General features: G+C 37.4%; 17 protein-coding genes. 5 read left to right on the forward strand and 12 right to left on the reverse strand.

Annotation, left to right across the window (positions count from 1 at the left end):
• The first annotated feature begins 7 nt into the window (after positions 1-7).
• Positions 8-1,594 carry an ArnT family glycosyltransferase gene (locus BVC88_RS14195; protein WP_075351357.1) on the forward strand — a complete coding sequence of 529 codons (1,587 nt, stop codon included), beginning with the start codon at positions 8-10 and terminating at the stop codon, positions 1,592-1,594.
• A 311-nt stretch (positions 1,595-1,905) separates the two neighbouring features.
• Here the strand turns inward: BVC88_RS14195 and BVC88_RS14200 are convergent, their stop codons facing one another.
• From BVC88_RS14200 to BVC88_RS14215, 4 genes are all read right to left on the reverse strand, one after another.
• Positions 1,906-2,769, reverse strand: a complete 864-nt coding sequence (locus BVC88_RS14200) for a DUF5777 family beta-barrel protein (RefSeq protein ID WP_075351358.1) — start codon at positions 2,767-2,769, stop codon at positions 1,906-1,908.
• Positions 2,769-3,308, reverse strand: a complete 540-nt coding sequence (locus BVC88_RS14205; RefSeq protein WP_075351359.1) for a YceI family protein — start codon at positions 3,306-3,308, stop codon at positions 2,769-2,771. Before BVC88_RS14205 ends, BVC88_RS14200 begins: the two co-directional genes overlap by 1 nt.
• Positions 3,308-3,796: a QcrA and Rieske domain-containing protein gene (locus tag BVC88_RS14210; protein ID WP_075351360.1), complete on the reverse strand. Its 489-nt coding sequence runs from the start codon at positions 3,794-3,796 to the stop codon at positions 3,308-3,310. Before BVC88_RS14210 ends, BVC88_RS14205 begins: the two co-directional genes overlap by 1 nt.
• Before the next feature lie 491 nt (positions 3,797-4,287).
• Positions 4,288-4,899 (reverse strand): hypothetical protein, encoded by a 612-nt coding sequence (locus BVC88_RS14215; RefSeq protein WP_075351361.1) that lies wholly within the window; start codon positions 4,897-4,899, stop codon positions 4,288-4,290.
• A gap of 388 nt (positions 4,900-5,287) precedes the next feature.
• Between BVC88_RS14215 and smc the strand changes: the two genes are divergently transcribed.
• Positions 5,288-8,827, forward strand: a complete 3,540-nt coding sequence (gene smc / locus BVC88_RS14220; protein ID WP_075351362.1) for a chromosome segregation protein SMC — start codon at positions 5,288-5,290, stop codon at positions 8,825-8,827.
• 317 nt (positions 8,828-9,144) lie between these two features.
• On the forward strand, positions 9,145-9,384 hold the full coding sequence (locus BVC88_RS14225) for a hypothetical protein (protein ID WP_075351363.1): 240 nt from the start codon (positions 9,145-9,147) through the stop codon (positions 9,382-9,384).
• Positions 9,385-9,403: 19 nt separating this feature from the next.
• Here BVC88_RS14225 and BVC88_RS14230 read toward each other — a convergent pair whose 3' ends face one another.
• Entirely contained in the window at positions 9,404-9,853 is a 450-nt protein-coding gene (locus BVC88_RS14230; protein WP_075351364.1) for a hypothetical protein, read from the reverse strand.
• Positions 9,854-9,878: 25 nt separating this feature from the next.
• Here BVC88_RS14230 and BVC88_RS21185 point away from each other — a divergent pair, with 25 nt between their 5' ends.
• On the forward strand, positions 9,879-10,118 hold the full coding sequence (locus BVC88_RS21185; protein WP_139316575.1) for a hypothetical protein: 240 nt from the start codon (positions 9,879-9,881) through the stop codon (positions 10,116-10,118).
• Between the two features lie 205 nt (positions 10,119-10,323).
• Here BVC88_RS21185 and BVC88_RS14235 read toward each other — a convergent pair whose 3' ends face one another.
• The 7 genes from BVC88_RS14235 to BVC88_RS14265 form a co-directional block, all read right to left on the reverse strand.
• Positions 10,324-11,532 (reverse strand): DNA cytosine methyltransferase, encoded by a 1,209-nt coding sequence (locus BVC88_RS14235; RefSeq protein ID WP_075351365.1) that lies wholly within the window; start codon positions 11,530-11,532, stop codon positions 10,324-10,326.
• The gene (locus BVC88_RS14240) at positions 11,516-13,903 is read right to left on the reverse strand and encodes a hypothetical protein (RefSeq protein ID WP_075351366.1); all 2,388 of its coding nucleotides are present in this window, start codon (positions 13,901-13,903) and stop codon (positions 11,516-11,518) included. Before BVC88_RS14240 ends, BVC88_RS14235 begins: the two co-directional genes overlap by 17 nt.
• Complete coding sequence (locus BVC88_RS14245) at positions 13,896-16,493, reverse strand: ATP-binding protein (protein WP_075351367.1); 2,598 nt, start codon at positions 16,491-16,493, stop codon at positions 13,896-13,898. The genes BVC88_RS14240 and BVC88_RS14245 overlap by 8 nt, the downstream gene beginning before the upstream one ends.
• Before the next feature lie 366 nt (positions 16,494-16,859).
• Positions 16,860-18,179 carry an MvaI/BcnI family restriction endonuclease gene (locus BVC88_RS14250; protein ID WP_245803650.1) on the reverse strand — a complete coding sequence of 440 codons (1,320 nt, stop codon included), beginning with the start codon at positions 18,177-18,179 and terminating at the stop codon, positions 16,860-16,862.
• Complete coding sequence (dcm, locus tag BVC88_RS14255; RefSeq protein ID WP_262481240.1) at positions 18,160-19,347, reverse strand: DNA (cytosine-5-)-methyltransferase; 1,188 nt, start codon at positions 19,345-19,347, stop codon at positions 18,160-18,162. The genes BVC88_RS14250 and dcm overlap by 20 nt, the downstream gene beginning before the upstream one ends.
• A gap of 119 nt (positions 19,348-19,466) precedes the next feature.
• On the reverse strand, positions 19,467-19,934 hold the full coding sequence (locus BVC88_RS14260) for a very short patch repair endonuclease (protein ID WP_245803651.1): 468 nt from the start codon (positions 19,932-19,934) through the stop codon (positions 19,467-19,469).
• A complete protein-coding gene (locus BVC88_RS14265; protein ID WP_075351369.1) occupies positions 19,924-20,130 on the reverse strand; it encodes a helix-turn-helix domain-containing protein in 207 nt (68 codons plus the stop codon). Before BVC88_RS14265 ends, BVC88_RS14260 begins: the two co-directional genes overlap by 11 nt.
• Positions 20,131-20,229: 99 nt before the next feature.
• On the opposite strand from BVC88_RS14265, the gene BVC88_RS14270 reads away from it, so the two are divergent.
• Positions 20,230-20,844 (forward strand): hypothetical protein, encoded by a 615-nt coding sequence (locus BVC88_RS14270; protein ID WP_075351370.1) that lies wholly within the window; start codon positions 20,230-20,232, stop codon positions 20,842-20,844.
• Positions 20,845-20,887 lie beyond the last annotated feature (43 nt).

Consider the following 20,887-nt stretch of genomic DNA (forward strand, 5'->3'; position numbering starts at 1 on the left):
TTGAGCAATGAGTCAAATTTCCTTAGATATCAAAGCACAAGTCAAGAGATATCAAGTCTCTTTTTACGCTGTGTTTTTTCTAATAAGCTATTGGTGGGTGGGCTTCGATGGGATCACCTTCAGTGATGATGTCTTTTACATGCTGGCAGGAGAAAGCTTCTGGAATGGGACAATGGTCTTTTCGGATTATCACTTCAGCACCCGCTGGGGAGCATATATTCCGGCAGGACTGATCGGTTTTCTTTTTGGAAATGATCCCCATACGGTTTCTGCGATTTCCTTGGTTAGTTACATAGCCACTTATTTTTTACTTCTTAGAATTACTCAGGGCAACTTACAATTGACTTGGATGAGTCTTTGGTTTTGTACGCCGGTGTATTTCCTGCATTTTTTGACCAAAGTATATCCTGACAGTTTGCTTGTTTTCTGGACATGTCTTGTTCCTTTTGCAGCTATCTATCGGCATCAGCATCCAATCAAAGCTGGAATCCTTCTGGTGTTTGCGCTCTTTATGGGTTTTCTTACCAAAGAAACGATCGTTTTCCTAGCTCCTTTCCCCATACTTCTTTTCTACTTTGACCGAAAAGAAGGAAATGTAAGTTTCAAATTCTACACTTGGATATTACTTACTGGAATCATTCTCGGCATAACTTATTTAAGCTATTTCTGGATGGCATTTGGAGATCCTTTCTATCGGATCAACTCGCTTCAAGCCGGACACTACATCTCAGCTTATACCTATGCAGACAAAGGTTTCTGGTCAATTTTGGAGCGTTTGACGATTCTTCCCTTTCAAACTTTTGTAGAAAGAGCTTATTGGCCGTGGCTTGTTTTTGCATTGCCCGGAATGGCTTTTGGATGGAAAAATAGAAATAGTCCTGCCTTTAGCTTCACTTTGGCCTTTGCTTCCTTATTTCTTGGATTTTGGTTTATGAGCACAAATCTGAAATTTTACAATCCCATCTACCTCAATCCTCGACACCTGATCATCTTGATTCCACTTTTAGCTTATCTGATTGGGTCGGGTTGGGGAGAATGGCAAAGCAATAGAAAATGGCAGTTTCGAATTGCAGGACTTTTGATTTTGGGAGTAGTGATCGCCTTACTGATGCAGGATTGGAAAATGGCTGCATTCAATGCTGTTTTGATTCTTCCTGTTTTTCTTCGAAATCAAAAAATCCAATTGATTTCCTTGCTGCTAATCTTAATTCTTCCTGCGATGTATTCGATCTATTATCAGCAGAATCTTAAGCAGTACGATGGCTTAATTGAAAACTTAAGTAAAGAAACACAAGTCACTGACTTAAAAGAACCTATATATACTCATAGCTTTCTGGATTTTAGTAAAAAAGTACTAATTCCAAATGATTCAATAGCCCAGGATTTGATAATTCCTTTATACAAATTCCCTACAGATTCTCGGGATTTTCCTTCAAGATTAAAAGTGCTGATTTACGATTACTACCAACATGCATACCCCGAAGAGCAAGTGGATATCGATGCGATCAATCCATGGCTAGCGAAAAACTATGAGCTCGTCGAAGAACGGAAATCAGGAAATATAACGGTGTACGAGTATACGTTGAAGGAATGAATTTGAAATCGGCTTCGCGGAAATAGACCTTTGGTGAAATACACTTCGTGAAATACGCCTACGGCGAAATACTGTTTCGAGAAATATGCTTCACGATATCAGTTAATATTCCGTCCCTAGGACACAAAAATATCTTCCACTCTCTTATTCTCTATTCTCCCCCACTAACTATCGGGGCTCCTTATCTCCTATTCTCCTATTCTCTTTTCCCTAATCCCTTTTATCTAATCCCCAAACCCTTTTCCCTAATCCCTATTCTCTATTCTCTTATTCTCCCCCGATAGCTATCGGGGCTCCTATTCTCCCAATCCCTACCTCCTTCTCCCCATTGCAAAGATCCTATTCACATTGAAACCCAGTCGAAACTCATCTCCAATCGTACCATTTCCCCCAGCCAATAAATATTGCTCATTTAGCGCTTGAGAAGTCACGAAATACATTTGGAACACATGTCCTCCTGCCTCGATATCCCAACCTATTCCAAAGTTATTTCGAAGATCTGTATTCAAATTTGGAATGTATTGAAGGGAAAGTGAGCTACGATCAGTCACTTTAAATTTCCCGCTAAATCCTAATGCCAGATAGAACTGCTCCGTGCCTTCAATCTGATAGACAGGTCTTGGATCAGTAAAATAGGCCATCATTGGTGTGAGTTGAATACTGATCTTCGGAGAAAACTTTCGAGCCAACATTACCTGACCAAAGTAACTCGTCCGCTCTCCGAAAGTCGGAGCGGCTTCAGGAAGGAAATCATAATTGGAAGTATTTACCCCGGCTCCACCTGCCAAACTCAAAGAGAAAGGTTTGCTTCCATTTTGGGTTTGCTGAAAGATATGATATCGGCCAAAGACATTATAAACCTTGTCTCTACTGCTTCTAGAAGCGGCAAGGGATAATTTATCACTCAAGGCAAACTCAAAACTGAATTGAATATTTGCGCCATTGTCCAAACCGAATAGATTCTCAATTCCTCCATCCAAGGTCCCGAAGGTGTGCATAATGGCAAAATGCATAGACTTTTTATCCAAGGGCTCTACGGTCAATAAATTAATGTGCCTTGGTGCATGGAAGATCAACTCCACAGGTTGATTTTCATTCACAAGCTTTCGCTCTAACTGTGCAGAAAGAGTTAAAGGAAGTAAAGCAAGTATAAAAAAGAGTAAAAATCGATTCATTACTTTTTGGGTTTCAGAGTGGCTTTGATACTGACTTCTTGATTTTCTGCTAGCTCATAAAAGACCAACTTTGGAAGTGGAATTTTATAATCTGAAAGCAGCACTTCAAAGCCTGCTTCTAACTCCAACTCACCTTTGGCATTTTTACTTAGCGTTCCTTTCACCTGTATTTCTCGCTCCACCCCATGAATTTTAAACTTCCCTGCAGCAGTCACGGGGCTTTTAGTCCCGATAGTTAGGGAAGGAATCGGCGTTATTTTTCCTGTAAACTCAGCAAAGGGATATTTCTCTGTTTCCAAATAATTATCCCGCATGTGCTTGTCTCGAAGTCCAATCCCAGTATCCAGGGTATTTAAATCCACATAGAAATCCAGTAGATTTTGGGACAAATCAATTAAGCCATTCAACTGATCAGAAGCTCCATTGAATTCACTCAGAGGAGCTTTGGAAAGAAAATTCACATTCCCCGACTCTGTGATGAAGCTTTGCGCCGCACTGACATTGGTAATAAAAAAGAAAAGGAGTATTAGCCGCTTCATTACTTGGTTACAGTTAAAACTGTTCCATTCAAGGCGGTGGTAAATGATCGTAAGGGTTGATTTGCTGGTCCTTGCAAGACATTTCCGGAAGTGTCAAACTCCGAACCATGGCAAGTACAGGTAAATTTACTGCTGGCAAAAGTCCAGTTACGATCGCATGCTGAGTGCGTACAAACTGATGTCAAGGCCCGATAAGAACCTCCAACATTGACAACGAGCGTTTGAGCATCGATGACCAACAACCAACCACCAGTGGCAGCTAGTGCAGCTTGAGAAGTTAAATCAATTCGAATGGTATTTCCCGACACAGTTACTCCATTTGAACCGGTTGGCGGTGGCGTATTAGGGCGATTAGGCTCTTCTGATTCTGAGCATGCTGTAAAAAATGAAAGACCAAATGTGGTCATCACGGCAGTCATTCCTGCACGCTCGATAAATTCTCTTCGGGATTTAGTCAGACTACCTGACTTTGATTTGATTTGTTCCATTGATCTCGTTTTGTGGGATTTACGAGATTAGAACCTAGTTTGGATTATGTTGTTTAAAAAAAATATGATAAAAGGAACTTTTTGAAATAGCCTTTCGGTAAAATAAAGCTTAGCTGAAATACGCCTTCGGTGAAATACTGCTTCGCAGAAATATACCTATGATGAAATAAGTCTTTGCTGAAATACCCCTTCGGCGAAATACTGCTTTTCAGAAATACACTTTTGGTGAAATAGGGCTTTGCCGAAATAAACCTTCGACGAAATATGCTTTTTGATATTAGTTAAGATTCCGTCCCAGAGACGCATAAAAAATTTCTAATCCCTATTCTCTAATTCTCTATTCTCCTATTCTCTTACTCTCCTAATCTCCAATTTCTTTTCCCTATTCTCTATTCTCTTATCCCCCAATCCCTTTTCCCTAATCCCTAATCCCTATTGTCTTTTCTCTTACTCTCTAATCTCTATTCTCCTATTCTCCCAATCAACCAACTTCAAAAATACTTCTTCGTCAAAATCTCATTCAAAACAATCGCATCTCGCACTGACTTGGGATTTTTCAGCAGTTGAGCATATGGATTGACTTTACCAGATTTCACATCGCCTCGTTCAATTTCCAAAGTTGGGATTTCCGGAGATTTACCCGCATCGGAGATTTTAGTACGTACTTTTTCCTCATAAGCACCTTCGTAATACTTGATCTCATCATCATCCTTTTTATCGTACCAGGACTTTTGCTTCTCATAAGTACTCGCAGGCTTTTCGTAAGAAGAAACAGGCTTCTGATAAGTAGATTCTCTTTGTGTGTAAGTGGATTCAGGTTTGTGATAGCTACTGTCGGACTTGGGCTTTTCGTAAGTAGATTCAAAACCACGAGAAGGCTTCTGAGGCTGTGGTGTAGGAATTTGTGTTTGCTGCACAGGCTTTGGACTTTGCGCCTGACGGATTTCTTTGAGCAAATCCTCAAAAGAAACCGGTCGCTCCTCTTCTTCAGGAGGCGTTCCCGAAGCATCCATCTGACGCTGTTTTTTCTTTTTGTTTTGCGTAGCCTGGTAGATAAAATATCCTATCACTGCCAAGATGTAAACGATGTTTCCCAAATCCATAGGGTCAAGATAAATGTTTCTTGGGAGAGTAGCTGAATTTTGGAGTAAATTTTAAGTTTGTGAGCGGTCAACAGTCCACAGACGACGGTCCACCGCATTTTCCGAAATGTCTTTGACGGATGTTTTTATTTAAGTCTACGGTCTACAGTCCACTGCTAATTCAAATAGGATTTTAAGTCAACGGTCCACAGACCACAGTCTACCGCTAATTCAATAATGTCTTTGACGAAACGCTCAAAAGTAATTCTCATATGCGTCCAAAAGACAAACTAGAATCGGCTGTCGTCTGTTAACCGTGGTCTGTTGACAAATTAACAATCGTATTTTCCTTTGACAATCCCCCGATTGGTCTTATTTTGTTTGTTTAATTCGAAGGAAAAAATAGCGTATGCTGCTCAGTAAGCTAGAGATCAAGGGATTCAAAAGTTTTGGTGATAAAATGGTGATCAATTTTGACAAAGGGATCACCGGTGTCGTAGGCCCAAATGGCTGCGGCAAGTCAAATGTAGTGGATGCAATCCGCTGGGTTTTGGGCGAACAGAAAACCCGAATGCTCCGATCGGACAAGATGGAAAACGTGATTTTCAACGGGACCAAAAACCGTAAACCCTCCAATCTGGCCGAAGTTTCCCTGACTTTTGAAAACACCAAAAACCTCCTCCCTACAGAGTACACCTACGTTACCATTACCCGTCGCTACTACAGATCCGGAGAGAGTGAGTACCAAATCAATGGCGTCACTTGCCGATTGAAGGACATCACCAACCTCTTTATGGATACGGGGATCAACTCGAATAGCTATGCGATCATCGAGTTGAAAATGATCGACGAGTTGCTCAACGATAAAAACAACTCCCGTCGTGAGCTTTTCGAAGAGGCGGCAGGAATCTCCAAATTCAAAAACCGAAAGCGGGAAACGCTCCGCAAGCTGGAAGATACCGATGGCGATCTGGCCCGAGTGGAAGATTTGCTTTTTGAGATTGAAAAAAACCTCAAAAGCCTGGAAAAGCAGGCCAAGCAAGCCACGAAGTACTTTGAAATCAAAACCGAATACCGGGAAGCCAGCATCAACCTTGCGAAGAAAAGCATCGAGAAATACAGCAAAGCCCTCATCGATGCAGCTAAAAAAATCCAGGATGAAAGTGATCAGAAACTCCAATTCCAAACTCGGATCACCGATCAGGAAGCAGTTTTGACCCAACTCAAAACGGATCTTATCAGCAAAGAAAAACTGCTCTCCTCTCGCCAGAAGGCATTGAACGAGCATGTGAATAAAATCCGGGCTTTTGAATCGGAAAAGAAAATCAAAAACGAACGACTCCGATTCCTTGAGGATAGATCCCAAAAACTGCGGGAGCAGATCGATACGGATCGCAAGTCCAATGATCGAGCGGGCTTCAGTATCCGATCCCTACAGCAGGAAAAGGAATCTGCCGAAAAGATGCTGGCCGAAAAGGAATACATCGTCTCCGAACTTCGGGAGGCCTACGATGCTCAAAAGCTCATTCATTCGGAGCATCAGCAATCCCAAAAGGAAATTAACCTCGCCTTTGAAAAGGGCAAGGAAAAGGTCTATCAACTCGGAAAAGAGGTTGAAATCAAACAGATTCAGCTTTCTACCTTAAAGCAGGAACTCGAGCGAACTTCCTCTGATGATTCCTCGCAGGAGGCTTCCTTGGTGGACTTCGAAAGCAAAATCGTCGAACTGAAATCCGAACTGGATGAGTCCATGGATGGCTTTCAAAAGCTCAAAGCCAAGCAGGAGGATTTGGACCAAAAGATCGAAGAGACCAATCGCGTGATCGAAATGATCCGGGAAGAACTCACTTCTTCCTCCCGTAAGCTGGACTCCAAGACCAACGAATTCAACCTCACCAAATCCCTGGTCGAAAATCTGGAAGGATTTCCCGAGGCCATCAAATTCCTCAAGAAAAATCCAAGTTGGGGCAAGGATATTCCCCTCCTCTCCGATCTCCTGACTACGGATGAAAACTACCGAGTTACCATCGAGAATTTCCTGGATGGCTACATGAATCACTATGTGGTAGAAACCGAAGCGCAGGCCATTGCGGCCATTCAGCTGCTTTCGGATTCGGCACGAGGCAAAGCCAATTTCTTTGTTCTCGATCATTTTGAGAAGTTCAAGTCCAGCCAAAGCCAGCTTTTCCCCAATGCCATCGCGGCTACGGAGATCATCGAGTACGATGTGAAGTATGCCCGGCTGATCAACTTTATCCTGGACAATGTCTACATTGTCTCGGGAGATTACCGGGATTTCCCAACCAATACGGATGCGATTTTTATCTCCGAATCAGGCAAATACACCAAGCGTAAATTCTCCATTTCCGGAGGTTCCGTGGGCCTTTTCGAAGGAAAGCGAATCGGTCGAGCCAAGAACTTGGAAAAGCTGGACAAGGAAATCAAAGAACTGAGCAAGAAGGTCAGCACCACCCGAAGCAATCTGGATCAGAAGCTTTCCGATCTGATGAAGCTGAAGGAAAAGAACTACCGCAAGGAGCTCGAGGACTGGCAAAATCGCATCAATGAGACGAATCAAAACTACGTCTCCATCCGCACCAAAAAGGAGCAGCTGGCGGAGCTCTTGTCCAGCAATGCTAATAAGCGGGAGGATATCCTCGAGCGCATCGCTTCCTTGGAGGAAAGTCTGGAAAGCATCCAACCGGAGCTAAGCCTGGAAAAAGAAAGCTTTGCGCAGCTGCAAATCCAACTGGAAGAACTGAACGAAAGTCTGGAAACCGAAGCTACCCGATTGGCGGAAAAGTCTCAGGCCTTCAATGCCGAAAACATCACCTACCATCAGCAGCTCAATCGAGTGGGAAGTCTGGATCAGGAGATCGAATTCAAGCAATCGGCCTATGAGGGTTCGAAGGAGCGGATAGAAAAGTCCCAGGCCGAACTGGCTCAACTCGATGGGGAGATTCGTACCCTACTCGATACCAATGAGATCAAGGATGATGAGCTGATCGAACTGTACAGCGAGAAGGAAGCCATCGAAGGCGGCGTGACCGAAGCTGAAAAGGACTATTACGGCAGTCGGGCCCTGATTGATGAGACCGACCAGCAGATCCGAAGCTACCAGCGTGCCAAGGAAGCCCATGATCAGCAGCTGCATGAACTGGAAAACCAGAGCAATGAAATCAAGCTGAAGATGACCGGCATGAAGGAGCGACTCAGCGTGGAGTTTGAGCTGGATCTGGATGAACTGATGGCAGAAAATCCTGCACTCGCTCCGGAATTCGCGGACTTCCAGGAAGCCGAACTCAGAGAACTGGTACGCAAGCAAAAAGAAAAACTGGAGAAAATCGGCCCGATCAATCCGATGGCGATGGAAGCCTACGATGAGATCAAGGTGCGGTACGATTTCATTACCAGCCAAAAAGAAGACCTGATCAAGGCTAAGCAATCCTTGCTTTCCACGATTTCTGAGATCGATCAGGTGGCCAAAGAGACTTTCTTGCAAGCCTTTGAGCAGATCAAGACCAACTTTATCAAGGTCTTCCGCTCCCTCTTTACCGAGCAGGATGACTGTGATCTGACCCTGGTCGATCCGGATAATCCACTGGAATCGGCGATCGAGATCTTGGCGAAGCCAAAGGGCAAACGACCGCTGACCATCAATCAACTGAGCGGAGGGGAAAAGACCCTGACCGCCACTTCCCTACTCTTTTCCATCTACCTGCTAAAGCCTGCGCCTTTCTGTATCTTCGATGAGGTGGATGCCCCACTGGATGATGCGAACATCGATAAGTTCAACCAGATTATCCAGCAGTTTAGCCACGAGAGCCAGTTTATTATCGTCACGCACAACAAGCGCACCATGGCCAGCACAGATATTATCTACGGCATCACCATGATCGAAGCGGGAGTTTCCAGAGTGGTTCCGGTGGATTTAAGGGAGTTGGCTTAGATTCACTTCACTACTTATTGGAAAATTTTCTTAGGTCTCGATAACTATTAAGAATTGGTTTATAATAAATTGAAAAGCAGAAATAAAACCATCTTTTACATCCAATAAAATAATAACTTTAAATGAAATCTAGTATTTCAAACCTAAGATCAAAACGGGTTAGTTAATCATCTTTTTCAACTGCTAGAAAGATGATTGGATAATAACATGAAGAAGGGTGCACAGATAGAGTTTTGACTAAAACGATATTGGATTTAGCTAAAGAAGTATAGAGGATGAAGGGAAATAATTAAATTTTTGAAACCAGTTTAAAAAAAATGAAGATAGAACAAGCAAAATCGGAAAATGACATTTTAGAGCTAATTGATGAAAATCTACTTAAAAAAATACCTGAAGACAAAATTTCTATGATTGCCAAAAATATTTTGGATGTTGAAAAATACTTCAGAGGTGAACTTCACCTTAGACCTGAAGATATTTTGGCAACAAGGATATATAGTCTTACCCTTCAAAAAATAACTCAAATTTATTTCGAAGGAAAAACCTATAAGATTTAGTGGATAATAGGACCCATGATTATAAATTTCTTTCATAGGAAGCAATACATTTCCCAGCAAAAGAATCAAAATCTTTGATTCTAGACAAAAGCTCTGGAATTTTTATTAATTCATTTCTAGCATAATCCCATGCTTTTAATTCACGATCCAAGATAAATTCATTGCCAGCTTTACGGAAATCCGAAAGTGAAATGGCCCCAGACATGTGATGGCCAAACTCATGCAAAATAACCCAAATAGCTTCAATCGGATTATCACAATAGTTCATAATCGGAATTCGAATTTTACACTCACCGTTAGAATTCTGAAACTCATGAACAGAAGCACCTCTATCGTATCGCGCCGAAATTGAACAATTCTCATTCTCAATTTTCTCGAAAATTAAAATTAAAACCTGTCGAAATTCTTCAAGATTACCATTTTGACAAAATTCATTGATCTTCAATTGAAACTTACTAGATATATTCATTAAAAATAACTGCTAAAATATGACTATGACTACTAAAATATTGGTTACTTGTGAATGTGGCCACAATGGGTATATCATTTTAAGAGAAAACGATACTCCTTATTCATCAGATTTCTGGGAATATTATAAACTTGAAAATTTAAATGGTGATTCCTATCAAACTAAATCTTCAACTGGCTGGAGTGAAATATTACATCAAATGAAACCTAGTTGCCCAAAATGCGGAAGCCAACTCAATGAATCTAACCTTAAATCAAGATTTTAAGTTAACATCTGAAAAGTATGTTATTCTCGTTGTATTCAGATAATATCTTTACAAATTTCAGCTAACAAGATCAGACACTAAAATATATGATCAGAGTAAGAATATAACTTAATCAAGTTAAATTAAAATGAGCTAATTAGGAATCAGCCAAATAAAACATCTTAAAAGGCAATAACTTTTCTCCTTATGGACACTAAATGAAATCCTAACTTAAATTTTCACTATCCTCTTTTCTAATAATATCATAATACAGATTTAGAGTTCTTTTGATCTCAATAGCAATCAACTCAGCCTTTGCAGTTGGAACACCGTTACTTATAAGTTTAAACTTGGGAGTTAAGGGCATTTCTTCAGGCAAAATGTATTCATCTGGGACTGTTTGAAGTCTTAGCCCCTCCCGTACTGTTAATCTTCTTGGTTTTGTTGGGTGCAAATGAACTTCATTATTTCCATAAGCTACCGTAGGACTATATTTGAAGCGATGTAATCTCTTAAAAGATTTTCTATTAGTATCACCTTCAGAAATTTCAGAAAATTTTATTGATTTTGGGTTAAAATGCTCTTTTTGGTTCGGATGCTCATCGGTTAAATCTCCAATTACACTTTGTACACAAAGTGAAGAATGTCCGTTCAATTCAAATTCTCCTTTACTATTTCCAAATTCCCAATTCTCTGGCCATTTAAACTTCTTCGGATTTTTGAATAATGGAGATGGCCAATGAAATACCTGATTTTCAACATGAGAATATTTCAACTTAAGATTGTCAAATTCAAGTTGAAATCCAGCCTTTTTGACTTTATTAATTATCCTTTTTTGAAATGCTACAAGTGCTATTCTTGGCCTATCTTGTGGATACCCATATTCAAGAACATTTAATAGATCATGCCATACATAATAACCTGAATTTTCAATTTCTTTTACAAAAGCATCAAAAGCAATTCTATGCCTCTTCGTTTTATAAAGTCCTTCCACATTTTCAAAAAACAGAAACTTTGGTTTGATTTTTTTAACGATATCAAGATAACTATAAATTAGTCTACCTCTTTCCCCTTCAATTCCTCCATTTTTTCCACCTACTGAATAATCTTGACAAGGAGGGCCACCAATTATCCCTGTGATATTGGAATGCTCAATTTTCAAACGTCTCTGTTGCTTTTTACAGGATGCATCCACAGGTTGCAGTGTCGGAATATGTTTAACAGTTCCATTTTTAATATACTGATTTTCAGATTTTTCAAAGTATGACTTTAAACCAAAATTGTACGCTTCAATAAAATATTGATTAATCTCGACTGCTTCTGTTATCTGGAAACCTTGATTGATAAATCCGATATCCAGAAAACCTCCGCCAGAGAAGAGAGAAAGCACATTATAATTTATGGCCTCTAGAATGCTGTTATTGTTTACTCCCATAATTATTTAAAACTCCTGTTTTTAACAACCTCCCCTGTTCTCGATCAAATTCTAATTTGATGTTTTCTACTGGCATGTGAATTTGACATAAAAGAAGATTTTCTAAGCTCAATCTATATGGAGGATTGTTTTCAGGTAAAAGGGGGAATGAATTTTCACCTAAAACCACCATAGCTTGCTTAAGATTTATATTAGAATCAATAAATTCCTTTCCAAATAGATCAAAAGCCGTCAAACCATCAATACCTATAAAACTGTGATTTGCATATTCATTAAAAAGTGGAAACTCAATTTTCAAAGATAAATTCTCTTCTACCCAATTCTTTGAGAACACTACTTTATTTTCCTTGAATACCTTTTTGGAAATTACTATTTCGTTAACGCTGAGATTATTAACTGCCTGTACAAATTCAGGCGTTAAAACAGATATTATGTCTTCTTTCCTTAAAATAAGGTCTAATTTAGATTTATCTCTATTCTTGTCTCGGTTTCCCGTCAGTTGTAACCAAGCCTGATGATCTCCTTGAACTTCTTGTAAGTTGTATGGGAATCCAAAATGGATACTTTGAATTTTTATGGGGACTCTTTGATAAAGGCCGATAGTGTTCAATCCCATTCTAGTTTTATATTGCCAATATCTTTGCAAAACATATTCCCTAAATTCTCCCTTAATTCGAGCGATTCTTTTAATCGGGAAAATTATAATAGTATCTTCAATTTGGTGGGATACATTAAAACTATAGTCTCCAGTAAGTGAAGATGGATTAATACCTTCTTTTAAAATAAATTCATGAACCTTAATTTTATCATTGATTTCTTCAATTAATTCTGGAAAATACTTAGTCCATTTTTCAGGCAATAACTTAATAATTGAAGGAAGAGGAAAATTGCTTTTGGAATATCGAGAAAAACCATCTTCGTTTAAACTACATAAATCTAATATTCGGAAGTCAAAAAAATTCTTAGTGCCTAAATCAATTTCCAGTAGCCCCTTTATTCCATTATAATCAAAGTGATTAATTACTACTCGATTAATTTGAGAAGAATCTACTTTTGAATCCTGCTGGAGTTCATAGAATGAACATTTAATTAATTCTGCAAGTTTTTCATTGCGGTTAACATTTGCTCCATTTGATCTTACGACTAAGTCACATTCTTGTCCTGCAAGCATATAAAGTTGACTATCTATCTCAAATATATCACCTGGTGCAGGAGGAGAACAGAATTTGTTAATACTTTGATTGAATATCTCAAAGGTTTCCATCTCTTCAAGTTCGCGGTGAAATTGAATGTCCAAACCTCTATTACCGGTAATAGATGAAATGAAATTTGAATTAATTAAAGTTGTGAGGCCAATCATGAAGTTTATATCAAAGCCTTCTGGGTCATCATTTAATAGTTTGTCTTGAACTTTCTTATTAGAAAGAAGATCAAACCATTTATTGAATACATTAAAAACTGTATCACCATCAGTATGTGCCATACCAGCCAAATACAACATATTTTCTATACCGGATTCTATTACTAATCGATTTGAAGAATCTAAAGACTCTTTCCGGTATTTATATATTTGATCAAAAAAAGTAGCGAATGCTGATAATGCTAGTGCTTCTGATACCTTGTTAAGAGCTTGAGCATCATCCTTCCGCAATTGGATATGAAAGTAACTCTCCAGATTATTTGGTTCGATTTCTTCTACTAACTGAGAAGTATACAAAACGCTGAAAAATCTATTGATTTCATTATTTCCATCCCTCAAATTGTCAATTATCTCACTACCTAACTGTCCATCAGACAATTGTCTATCAACAATAAGCAAAGGAAATTTATTTCTTCGTCGTTCATTTACAATCCTTATATCTTCTTCAAACTTTGTAAACTCATCTCCAATAAGGCCTCTGTATAGTCTTATGGATTTATCTATGCCAATTTCACTCAAGCTTTCAAAAAACGGATTGTATGTTAATGTGCTTTCCTTTAATCTTAATCCATACATCATTGAAAGCTCAGCAATTGCATCTTTACTCTCCATACTCTCAATGATCCGAATTACAGTATCTGCAATATCTTTTAAGTCATCTAATCCCTTATGCTTTAGTAAATCTGATATTAAACCAGCCTCAATAAACTTTTGATCATCAGGTGTAATCTCCTCTAATTCGCTCAATCCACCTACCAGTTTATTTAATGGAGCAATAAGATCATTCTCAATCCCTGCCAAACTCAACATAAAAAGATCACGATCTAATTGGTTCAAGCAACATATAAATGTAACTATCTCCTGTGAATCTGTGACTGGAGTGAAATCATCATCTATTAGGATGATCAGATCAGTCTTAAGCGTATCTATAAGTTGCTGAAATTTATTCATTAGGATTATCACCTATAACTAGTGAAAAAATAAACCTATTACCATACATATTTTCTTCAGGTAATAGTATAATATTTCCTCCAAAGGATTCAAGAAGTTTTTTGACGATGTACATTCCCATGCCTCTACCTTCTTTTTTTCCTGATTGAAATGGATGGAAAAGAACGTCTTGCATATCAGGTGATACACCAATTCCTGAGTCGTAATAATGCAAAGTCAATTCATCAATTTTTTCAATAGTTATTCTATCGTGTTCATTTCTTTTGTATGTGTTATCATAGGCACTCTTCTTTTGTCTCTCTCCGATCCAATAAAGAGAGTTATCAATTAAATTATAAAGCACATGTGTTAGGCTACCTTTTGGAATAAACCAAGTATAATTATTAGGTCCAATAAAATTAAGATTAGTATTTAATTTTTTAAGTCTTTTACTAAATCTAAACTGAAAGTCTGAAGTAAACTCAAAGATATTTTCTTTAACAAACTCATTTGAAGTTCCTTGCTTGATAAATGTTTTTTCCAAAAAATTGTAGAATAAGTCAAGTTCTTCAATTCTAGTATGTAAGAAATCTAGACGTTCTGAAACAGGTTTAAGATTGTCCTTATACAATCCAATTTCTTTCATATCTAGCAAATAGGATTTCAGAGCCTCTACATAAGTGGTATAATTTGTACCAGATCTTGTATTCAAAAGAATTGAATGCAATTCATGAGTCATTACTTCTGTAATGAGACCATTAGCCATTAGTTTGTAATTGTTATACGACTCTTTTTGTCTTTCTTCAATTATAACTAGAGTATCTTTAGCAGCCTTTAAAGTGCTAATGCTGCTAGTCAAACTATTTGACAAGCCATAATTTGTGGGGTCTAATTCAGCTATTATTTTCTGAACTGCTTTTATTTTTTCCTGAGAATCCAAATTTATATTACTACTAATCACCTCAAATCCTGATTTAAATTTCTCTAAATCGACCAATGTCTGCTTTAATAATTTCTCAGACTCATTAACTTGTTCCTTTAATTCTTTAGGTGTGTTTTTAGGAATTAAATCTTCTTCATAAAGAATATCTCGAATTAAATAATAAGCTGTTGTACTGAGATTATAAAAATCATGATTAAATATTCTTTGTAGAAACCATTTTAATGCTATAGAATATTCATTTTGTTTAAGCTCTTGCCTCGAACTAATTTCCTTAATATATCTTTGATAAAAATCATTTAACTTGACATAGCCTATAACATTTCCTAATTCAAAACGAAAAAATTGCTGTCCTCTTGTTCGCGCTTGTTGAAGATTCAACCAATCACTATCCTTATCCCCTAAATTGGCAATTCTAAATTTATCCCTATATAACTTGATTCCATTATGGAAATTCAAAAAGTTTCTTATAGATTTAATATTTTCTCCTTTCGGAATTAAACTTTGATTTTTTGCACCTTCTACTAATAAATTTAACCGAAATGCCTCTCTATGGAAAGAATAAACTTCACTGCTTATAGGAGTAATTTTTTCAATTGATGACTTAAATAATCGATTCTTTCCATCCATTTCTTTCTCCATAAACTCATCAAGAAAATATTCTTTCTTAAGATTTCTGTCGATCCTATCCTTATATTTTTCTAAAAGCGAAATATAAAATTCAGAGCTCTTTCTCCCTCTCTGAAAAAGATTCTTACCAAGTACTCGAAGATGTAGGAGTTCTATATACCAAGGTTTTAGCTCCAATTCTATATTCAATGTTTTTTTTCCATCTTTTTCTTTCAGTGTGAACCTATGAATTGATTGGGCAATTTGTATACTTTCGTTGTGGAATGACGATTTAACTCTTTTGCCGTTTAGGTAAAAGTTAATATTGAATTGTTCTTCAATTTTCTCAAATGGTGAGTAAAGAAAACTTACTGATGATTGTAGCCCTTCTTGAAGTACGATCACATCGTCATCATCGTCTTCAGAATTTGAGAATAATCCAAGCTGTTCTGGCCTCTTGTCATCAATAAAGCGATCAAAACCTTTATCTTCTACAAACCAGAGCCTTGTGTAGGATTGACTTGATACTTTTTCAAACTCAGCTTCAGGTGCGTCTTGGTCTAAATCATTGAAAAAATTTATCCATTCGATTTCAACAAAGTGTATTTTCTTTTCATCATTGTTGTTAGTAGAGGTTTCAACAATAAGAATTGGTCCAAGCCGCTGTGAAGCAAGACGACCAAGTCCTTTATCTCCCAAAGTAATTTTATCTGCTCTACTTATTTTAGCTTCAGCTTCCTTAAGACTCTTTTTGAGATCTGACCCTACGGTGAAAAAACCTTCTTTAAGAGTCTTTTTGCTCATTCCTGTCCCGTTATCCTCAATAATGATTAACCGATTATCACCAATAACACCTTTTACTTTAGCAAAGAGATTTTCATTAATAGGAATAAGTAATTTGGAATGGTTGATTTGATCAATATTGTCCAAAAAATGTACATTGACATCTTTTGCTCTAGCATCATAAGAATTTTTTAACAATTCTGTGAATGCTACTTCATCAGATGTAATTAACTCTGTCCCGAGCTGCTCTAATATTCTGGGATTATATTCAAATTTCATAATCAAATTTAATACTATAATTAAATTTACTTTCTATAAATGATAGATTTAAAAATTTCCTTCTTAGTCTTAATTAAAATCTTAGAAAAGAATAACCATCTTAAGTTTATCCATAAAATAGAACGAATAAAAATCAATCTACCTTTCATCTCAAATTGTTCCCGATTAAAAAGAGTTTTCTCAAACGTAATCTATACATTTTCAATACCAGCAGATATCCCAAAACTGCTTTTTAAGTCTTTCGGGTAATAAGTTTTTGAGAAATCATTTAAAAACAACAAGAAATCAATTTCTAACCCAATCAATTTTAGAAATAAATTTATGTCCGTTAATCAATATTTTTTTGAATAAAAAGGCGAATCAATATTAAAGGTTGAGTAAATCTAACTTTTCATTCATTTTATATAAGTTCCCGAGGTTTCCAGATTTAATCCTGAACTGGCTGCGCCTTTTTGTTTTTGGAGTTCCCTTAGTGGCATTTTCCATTTTAATCCCTGGATCATAATAAATATTTCCTGCAGCCATTTCTTGGAGGACTAAAGTAAAATCAGTTCCAGATCCTAGAGTAACTTTATTGCCATACCAATATTTCCGCTCAGGTTTAATTTGGGAGAGTGAAGGAATATAACAAGCAAGATTGTGTTTTTTATTCCAATGCTTTAATAAAGATGCAAAAGACCAAGTTGCCACTTCTATGCCTGTGTCATCAATGAGTGCAATCCGTCCATCGCTATTTTTTATTTTCCCTATATCTGCATCAAATCCAATAAGCTCCATTTTCAGATTGGTCAATGGATGTAAAACACCAATCCTGTGTACTCCCCCAAAATTGATCCGATCCTCTTTACCATTCCTGTCTGGGTAGCCATATTTCCTCAAAAACTCAACTACTCCTTGTTCTTTGTAAAAACCACCCGTTGGCTCTGGTGTCATTAGGGTGATGATTGCACTTTGGGTCCTGAGGAAATTAGATACCCCAAATTGTTTGAGTTCCCAACCCAGAAAGTCTGGTTCTGAATAACCGTTTGGTGTAATACCCAATTCAGCCTCGAGTGTATATCCCCCACAATTTGGAGCTAAACATTGCAATATGGAACCATCTTTATCAAGTCTTTTAGATTCGATATATCCCAAATTATGTATTCGTTGCAATTGATTTAACAATTCTTCTTTAGCTACCTTTTCTGATTGAATTTCATAGACCTTAAAGACTCCATATTCTTCTAATTCTTTGATAGAATTAAAATCTGTTGCTAATGACGAATCAGGATGGGCCACATACCCAAGGATTTGACCATGATCAGTTACCGCCAAAAAGAGAAGTCTTTCGGCCAACCTAATAGTCATAAGACCTGAAGGTGGATTTTCTGATTTCTGTAAAAATCCTGAAAACCTAATTTCAGGGTATTTAGGATATAAAATCAATTGTGATTTGGGAGCTGGGCTCAGATTCCCCTCTTCTGTAATCCATAAAAAATCAACGCTTGCTTTAAATCTATCTCGTTCCCAATTACCCGAAGAATCTGCTACAATTTCTTTAATTGGGAACACATTTAATATATCAAAGCTACCAGCGAGATAAACTTGATTTTTTGAATTATCATTGGGTGATAGGCTTTTAACAAAAATCTTTTTGCACCCATAAGCAGAAAAAATACTAAATAAGCTATCTAAGGTCATATTCATTAAAAGACTTAATAATTTGAGATCCCACTGCTTCCATCAATGGCTGAACCACAGAGTTCCCAAACTGCTTATAAGCTTGAGTATCCGAAATATAAAAAGGAATTACAAAATTTTCCGGATAACCTTGAAGTCTAGCACACTCTCTTGGCGTAAGGCGACGCGGATTTTTACCATCCTGAGGAATTAGTATTTCCGAGCCATCTTTATAGTATCTGGCGCTTAAAGTTCTTGAAATTCCATCAAAGTTGACCAAGCCAAAACCAAAGCCATTTCCTGCTGCCTTGTGTTTTTGAGCATATTTCTGAAGGTAATCCCAAAGCTTATCAGACAAGGTATATTTTTCATCTACTTCCTTTTCCAAAATATCTTCTACAACCATTGGGGGATTTTCAGGCATTTCAGGAAATGAGAAATTCTCTTCCCCATTAAATATATTCGTGTCAAAGCCTACAATAATAATACGCTCCCGATGCTGTGGCGCGTAATATTTTCCATCTAGTACTCGATAATGAATATTATAACCTAACTCTCTCAGTGTCTCAGAAATAATTTTGAATGTCTTCCCTTTGTCATGGGAGACTAAATTCTTTACGTTTTCCAGAAGAAAAGCCTTTGGCCTTTTATGCTTCAGAATTCTTGCTAGATCAAAAAAAAGCGTACCCTGAGTTTCATCTAAAAAACCATGAGTTCTTCCCAAAGAATTTTTCTTAGAAACCCCTGCTATGGAAAAAGGCTGACATGGAAATCCTCCTACTAAGATATCATGATCAGGGATTTCCGTTTCGTCTATTTTTGTAATGTCACCAAATGGAACTTCTCCAAAATTGGCTTCATAGGTCTTTTGGGCGTAGTGGTTCCACTCACTGGTGAAAACGCATTTACCTCCGAGATTTTGAAATGCCATTCTAAAACCTCCAATACCTGCAAAGAGATCTATAAATTTAAATTGTGGGTTTTCTGGAGGAGGAAAAGGAATATCCCATTTTATTGGTAAAACTCCTTGCAACCAAGGGTCTTCAGCTAGTCCAAGATTATTTTCAATGTAATCTAATGCGCCATTTTTATAGTATTCTCTTTGGTCACTAGTGGAAGAATGCAGAAAATGAGTTAAAAAAGCTAATTCTGATTGTTCTGGTTTTTTGATTTCAACCTTGTACTTTTTTCTCAATTCAGAATATTTTACAGTCATTATTTAATCGGGCTATACGATAATCAAAGATATTTAATTCAGTTGGGGATTCTAATCAAAAAATTTAATTGATTTAAATGAGACAAAAAATGTCAAGTTTATGATTTAGTTATCTTTTGAATTTCAGATAAACACACCCCCAACTCCCCCTTTACCTCAAAATCCCAAAACCTCAATATAGTCCAGCCTTTAGATTGATAGTAGAAATTCACTTCCTGATCCCGCTGCATATTTCGTTCGATTTTGGCGATCCAGAATTCCCGGTTGGATTTGATAGTATGTTTTCGGTTTTCCCAATCATAGCCATGCCAGAAAGCACCGTCAACGAAGATCACCAGCTTGTATTTTTTCAGACTGATATCAGGTTTACCGAAAAGTGACTTCTTTGGAGTTTTGTACCTCACTCCTGCTTGCCATAAGGCTTTCTTTAAAAGTTTTTCTGGTTTAGTCCCTTTGGATTTGATTTGGGACATATTGAAGGAACGGGCTTTGGTAGTATAAAAACCGTTCTCCTCAGAGAATTGAGGGATTGCTATTTTGGGACGTATGTAGGGTTTATTCTTCAAATAGTTCCTTGGTTTTAATTCCCAATGCTTTTGCAAGACTAACAATTACCTCCAAGGATACATTCCGTTTGCCCTGCTCGATCCCGGAAATATAGGGGCGGTTTAATCCAGACAATTCTGCCAATTGCTCCTGCGAGATTTTCCGTTCTTTTCGCATCTGCGCCAAGCGCTTTCCAAACTCCTCTTTTATATCCATTGAAATTTCTTGAATCAAAAATGTTCACTATTGTAAACATTTGTAATATTTCCTTATCTTAAGGTAATCTGATTTGTCAACCATTTCAACAAACATACTATGTATAAAAATCATTTGCCCGAAACCTTACCAGTAAACTGGATGATCGCCGAATGTGATGAAGCGAATGGCTATTTAGAATTCCTTGGATTCAAAGATGAGTTTTTGGTTTCGGTAATGGAATCAAGTTATGATAATCCATCCCAGCCTTTTCATCTTTCCATGAGTCAATTGAAAGGGATTCTAAGTAGGTATGATTTTGAAAATCTAATGTGGCCAGAATGGTTTAAAACAGCCCAAGAAGCTATTGCTTCAGCTATCGCATTGATGAATTGGATTAATCAAAATTGGGAAAACTTTTACCCTGTGACTTTGGAAGTGCTTGTTTCGCTGGGAACCGAAAAACAATTACCGATTCTCCGAGGCTATTTTGAAGGAGAATTGATCATCCACAATTTTAGTAATGAAACCTTGATATTTCGAAAAGTAAATCTACTTCGGGGTTTGGCTTCTTATTCAGAATCCGCAATTGAGACTATTTGCCATTTCTTCGAATCCTATAACCTCAAAATTGAAGAAGTAAAAGGTGGTTTGCTGACCAATGAGAAGTTTCAGTTGATTGAAGACTTAAGGCCAGCAGTTTTGGATAAACTAAAAATCAATCAACTAGCTTAATCTATTGCAGGCAAATAGAAGAATTGTTAACTGAAATTCTCAT

The sequence above is a fragment of the Algoriphagus marinus genome (assembly GCF_001936475.1).
Taxonomy (GTDB): Bacteria; Bacteroidota; Bacteroidia; order Cytophagales; family Cyclobacteriaceae; genus Algoriphagus; species Algoriphagus marinus.

Coding starts and splice junctions, on each gene's coding strand:
- BVC88_RS14245 (WP_075351367.1), bottom strand. CDS start 16,493: ATGAAATTTGAATATAATCCCAGAATATTAGAGCAGCTCGGGACAGAG.
- BVC88_RS14205 (WP_075351359.1), bottom strand. CDS start 3,308: ATGAAGCGGCTAATACTCCTTTTCTTTTTTATTACCAATGTCAGTGCG.
- BVC88_RS14195 (WP_075351357.1), top strand. CDS start 8: ATGAGTCAAATTTCCTTAGATATCAAAGCACAAGTCAAGAGATATCAA.
- smc (WP_075351362.1), top strand. CDS start 5,288: ATGCTGCTCAGTAAGCTAGAGATCAAGGGATTCAAAAGTTTTGGTGAT.
- BVC88_RS14265 (WP_075351369.1), bottom strand. CDS start 20,130: ATGGATATAAAAGAGGAGTTTGGAAAGCGCTTGGCGCAGATGCGAAAA.
- BVC88_RS14270 (WP_075351370.1), top strand. CDS start 20,230: ATGTATAAAAATCATTTGCCCGAAACCTTACCAGTAAACTGGATGATC.
- BVC88_RS14200 (WP_075351358.1), bottom strand. CDS start 2,769: ATGAATCGATTTTTACTCTTTTTTATACTTGCTTTACTTCCTTTAACT.
- BVC88_RS21185 (WP_139316575.1), top strand. CDS start 9,879: ATGACTACTAAAATATTGGTTACTTGTGAATGTGGCCACAATGGGTAT.
- BVC88_RS14250 (WP_245803650.1), bottom strand. CDS start 18,179: ATGAATATGACCTTAGATAGCTTATTTAGTATTTTTTCTGCTTATGGG.
- BVC88_RS14230 (WP_075351364.1), bottom strand. CDS start 9,853: ATGAATATATCTAGTAAGTTTCAATTGAAGATCAATGAATTTTGTCAA.
- BVC88_RS14235 (WP_075351365.1), bottom strand. CDS start 11,532: ATGGGAGTAAACAATAACAGCATTCTAGAGGCCATAAATTATAATGTG.
- BVC88_RS14225 (WP_075351363.1), top strand. CDS start 9,145: ATGAAGATAGAACAAGCAAAATCGGAAAATGACATTTTAGAGCTAATT.
- BVC88_RS14240 (WP_075351366.1), bottom strand. CDS start 13,903: ATGAATAAATTTCAGCAACTTATAGATACGCTTAAGACTGATCTGATC.
- BVC88_RS14210 (WP_075351360.1), bottom strand. CDS start 3,796: ATGGAACAAATCAAATCAAAGTCAGGTAGTCTGACTAAATCCCGAAGA.
- BVC88_RS14215 (WP_075351361.1), bottom strand. CDS start 4,899: ATGGATTTGGGAAACATCGTTTACATCTTGGCAGTGATAGGATATTTT.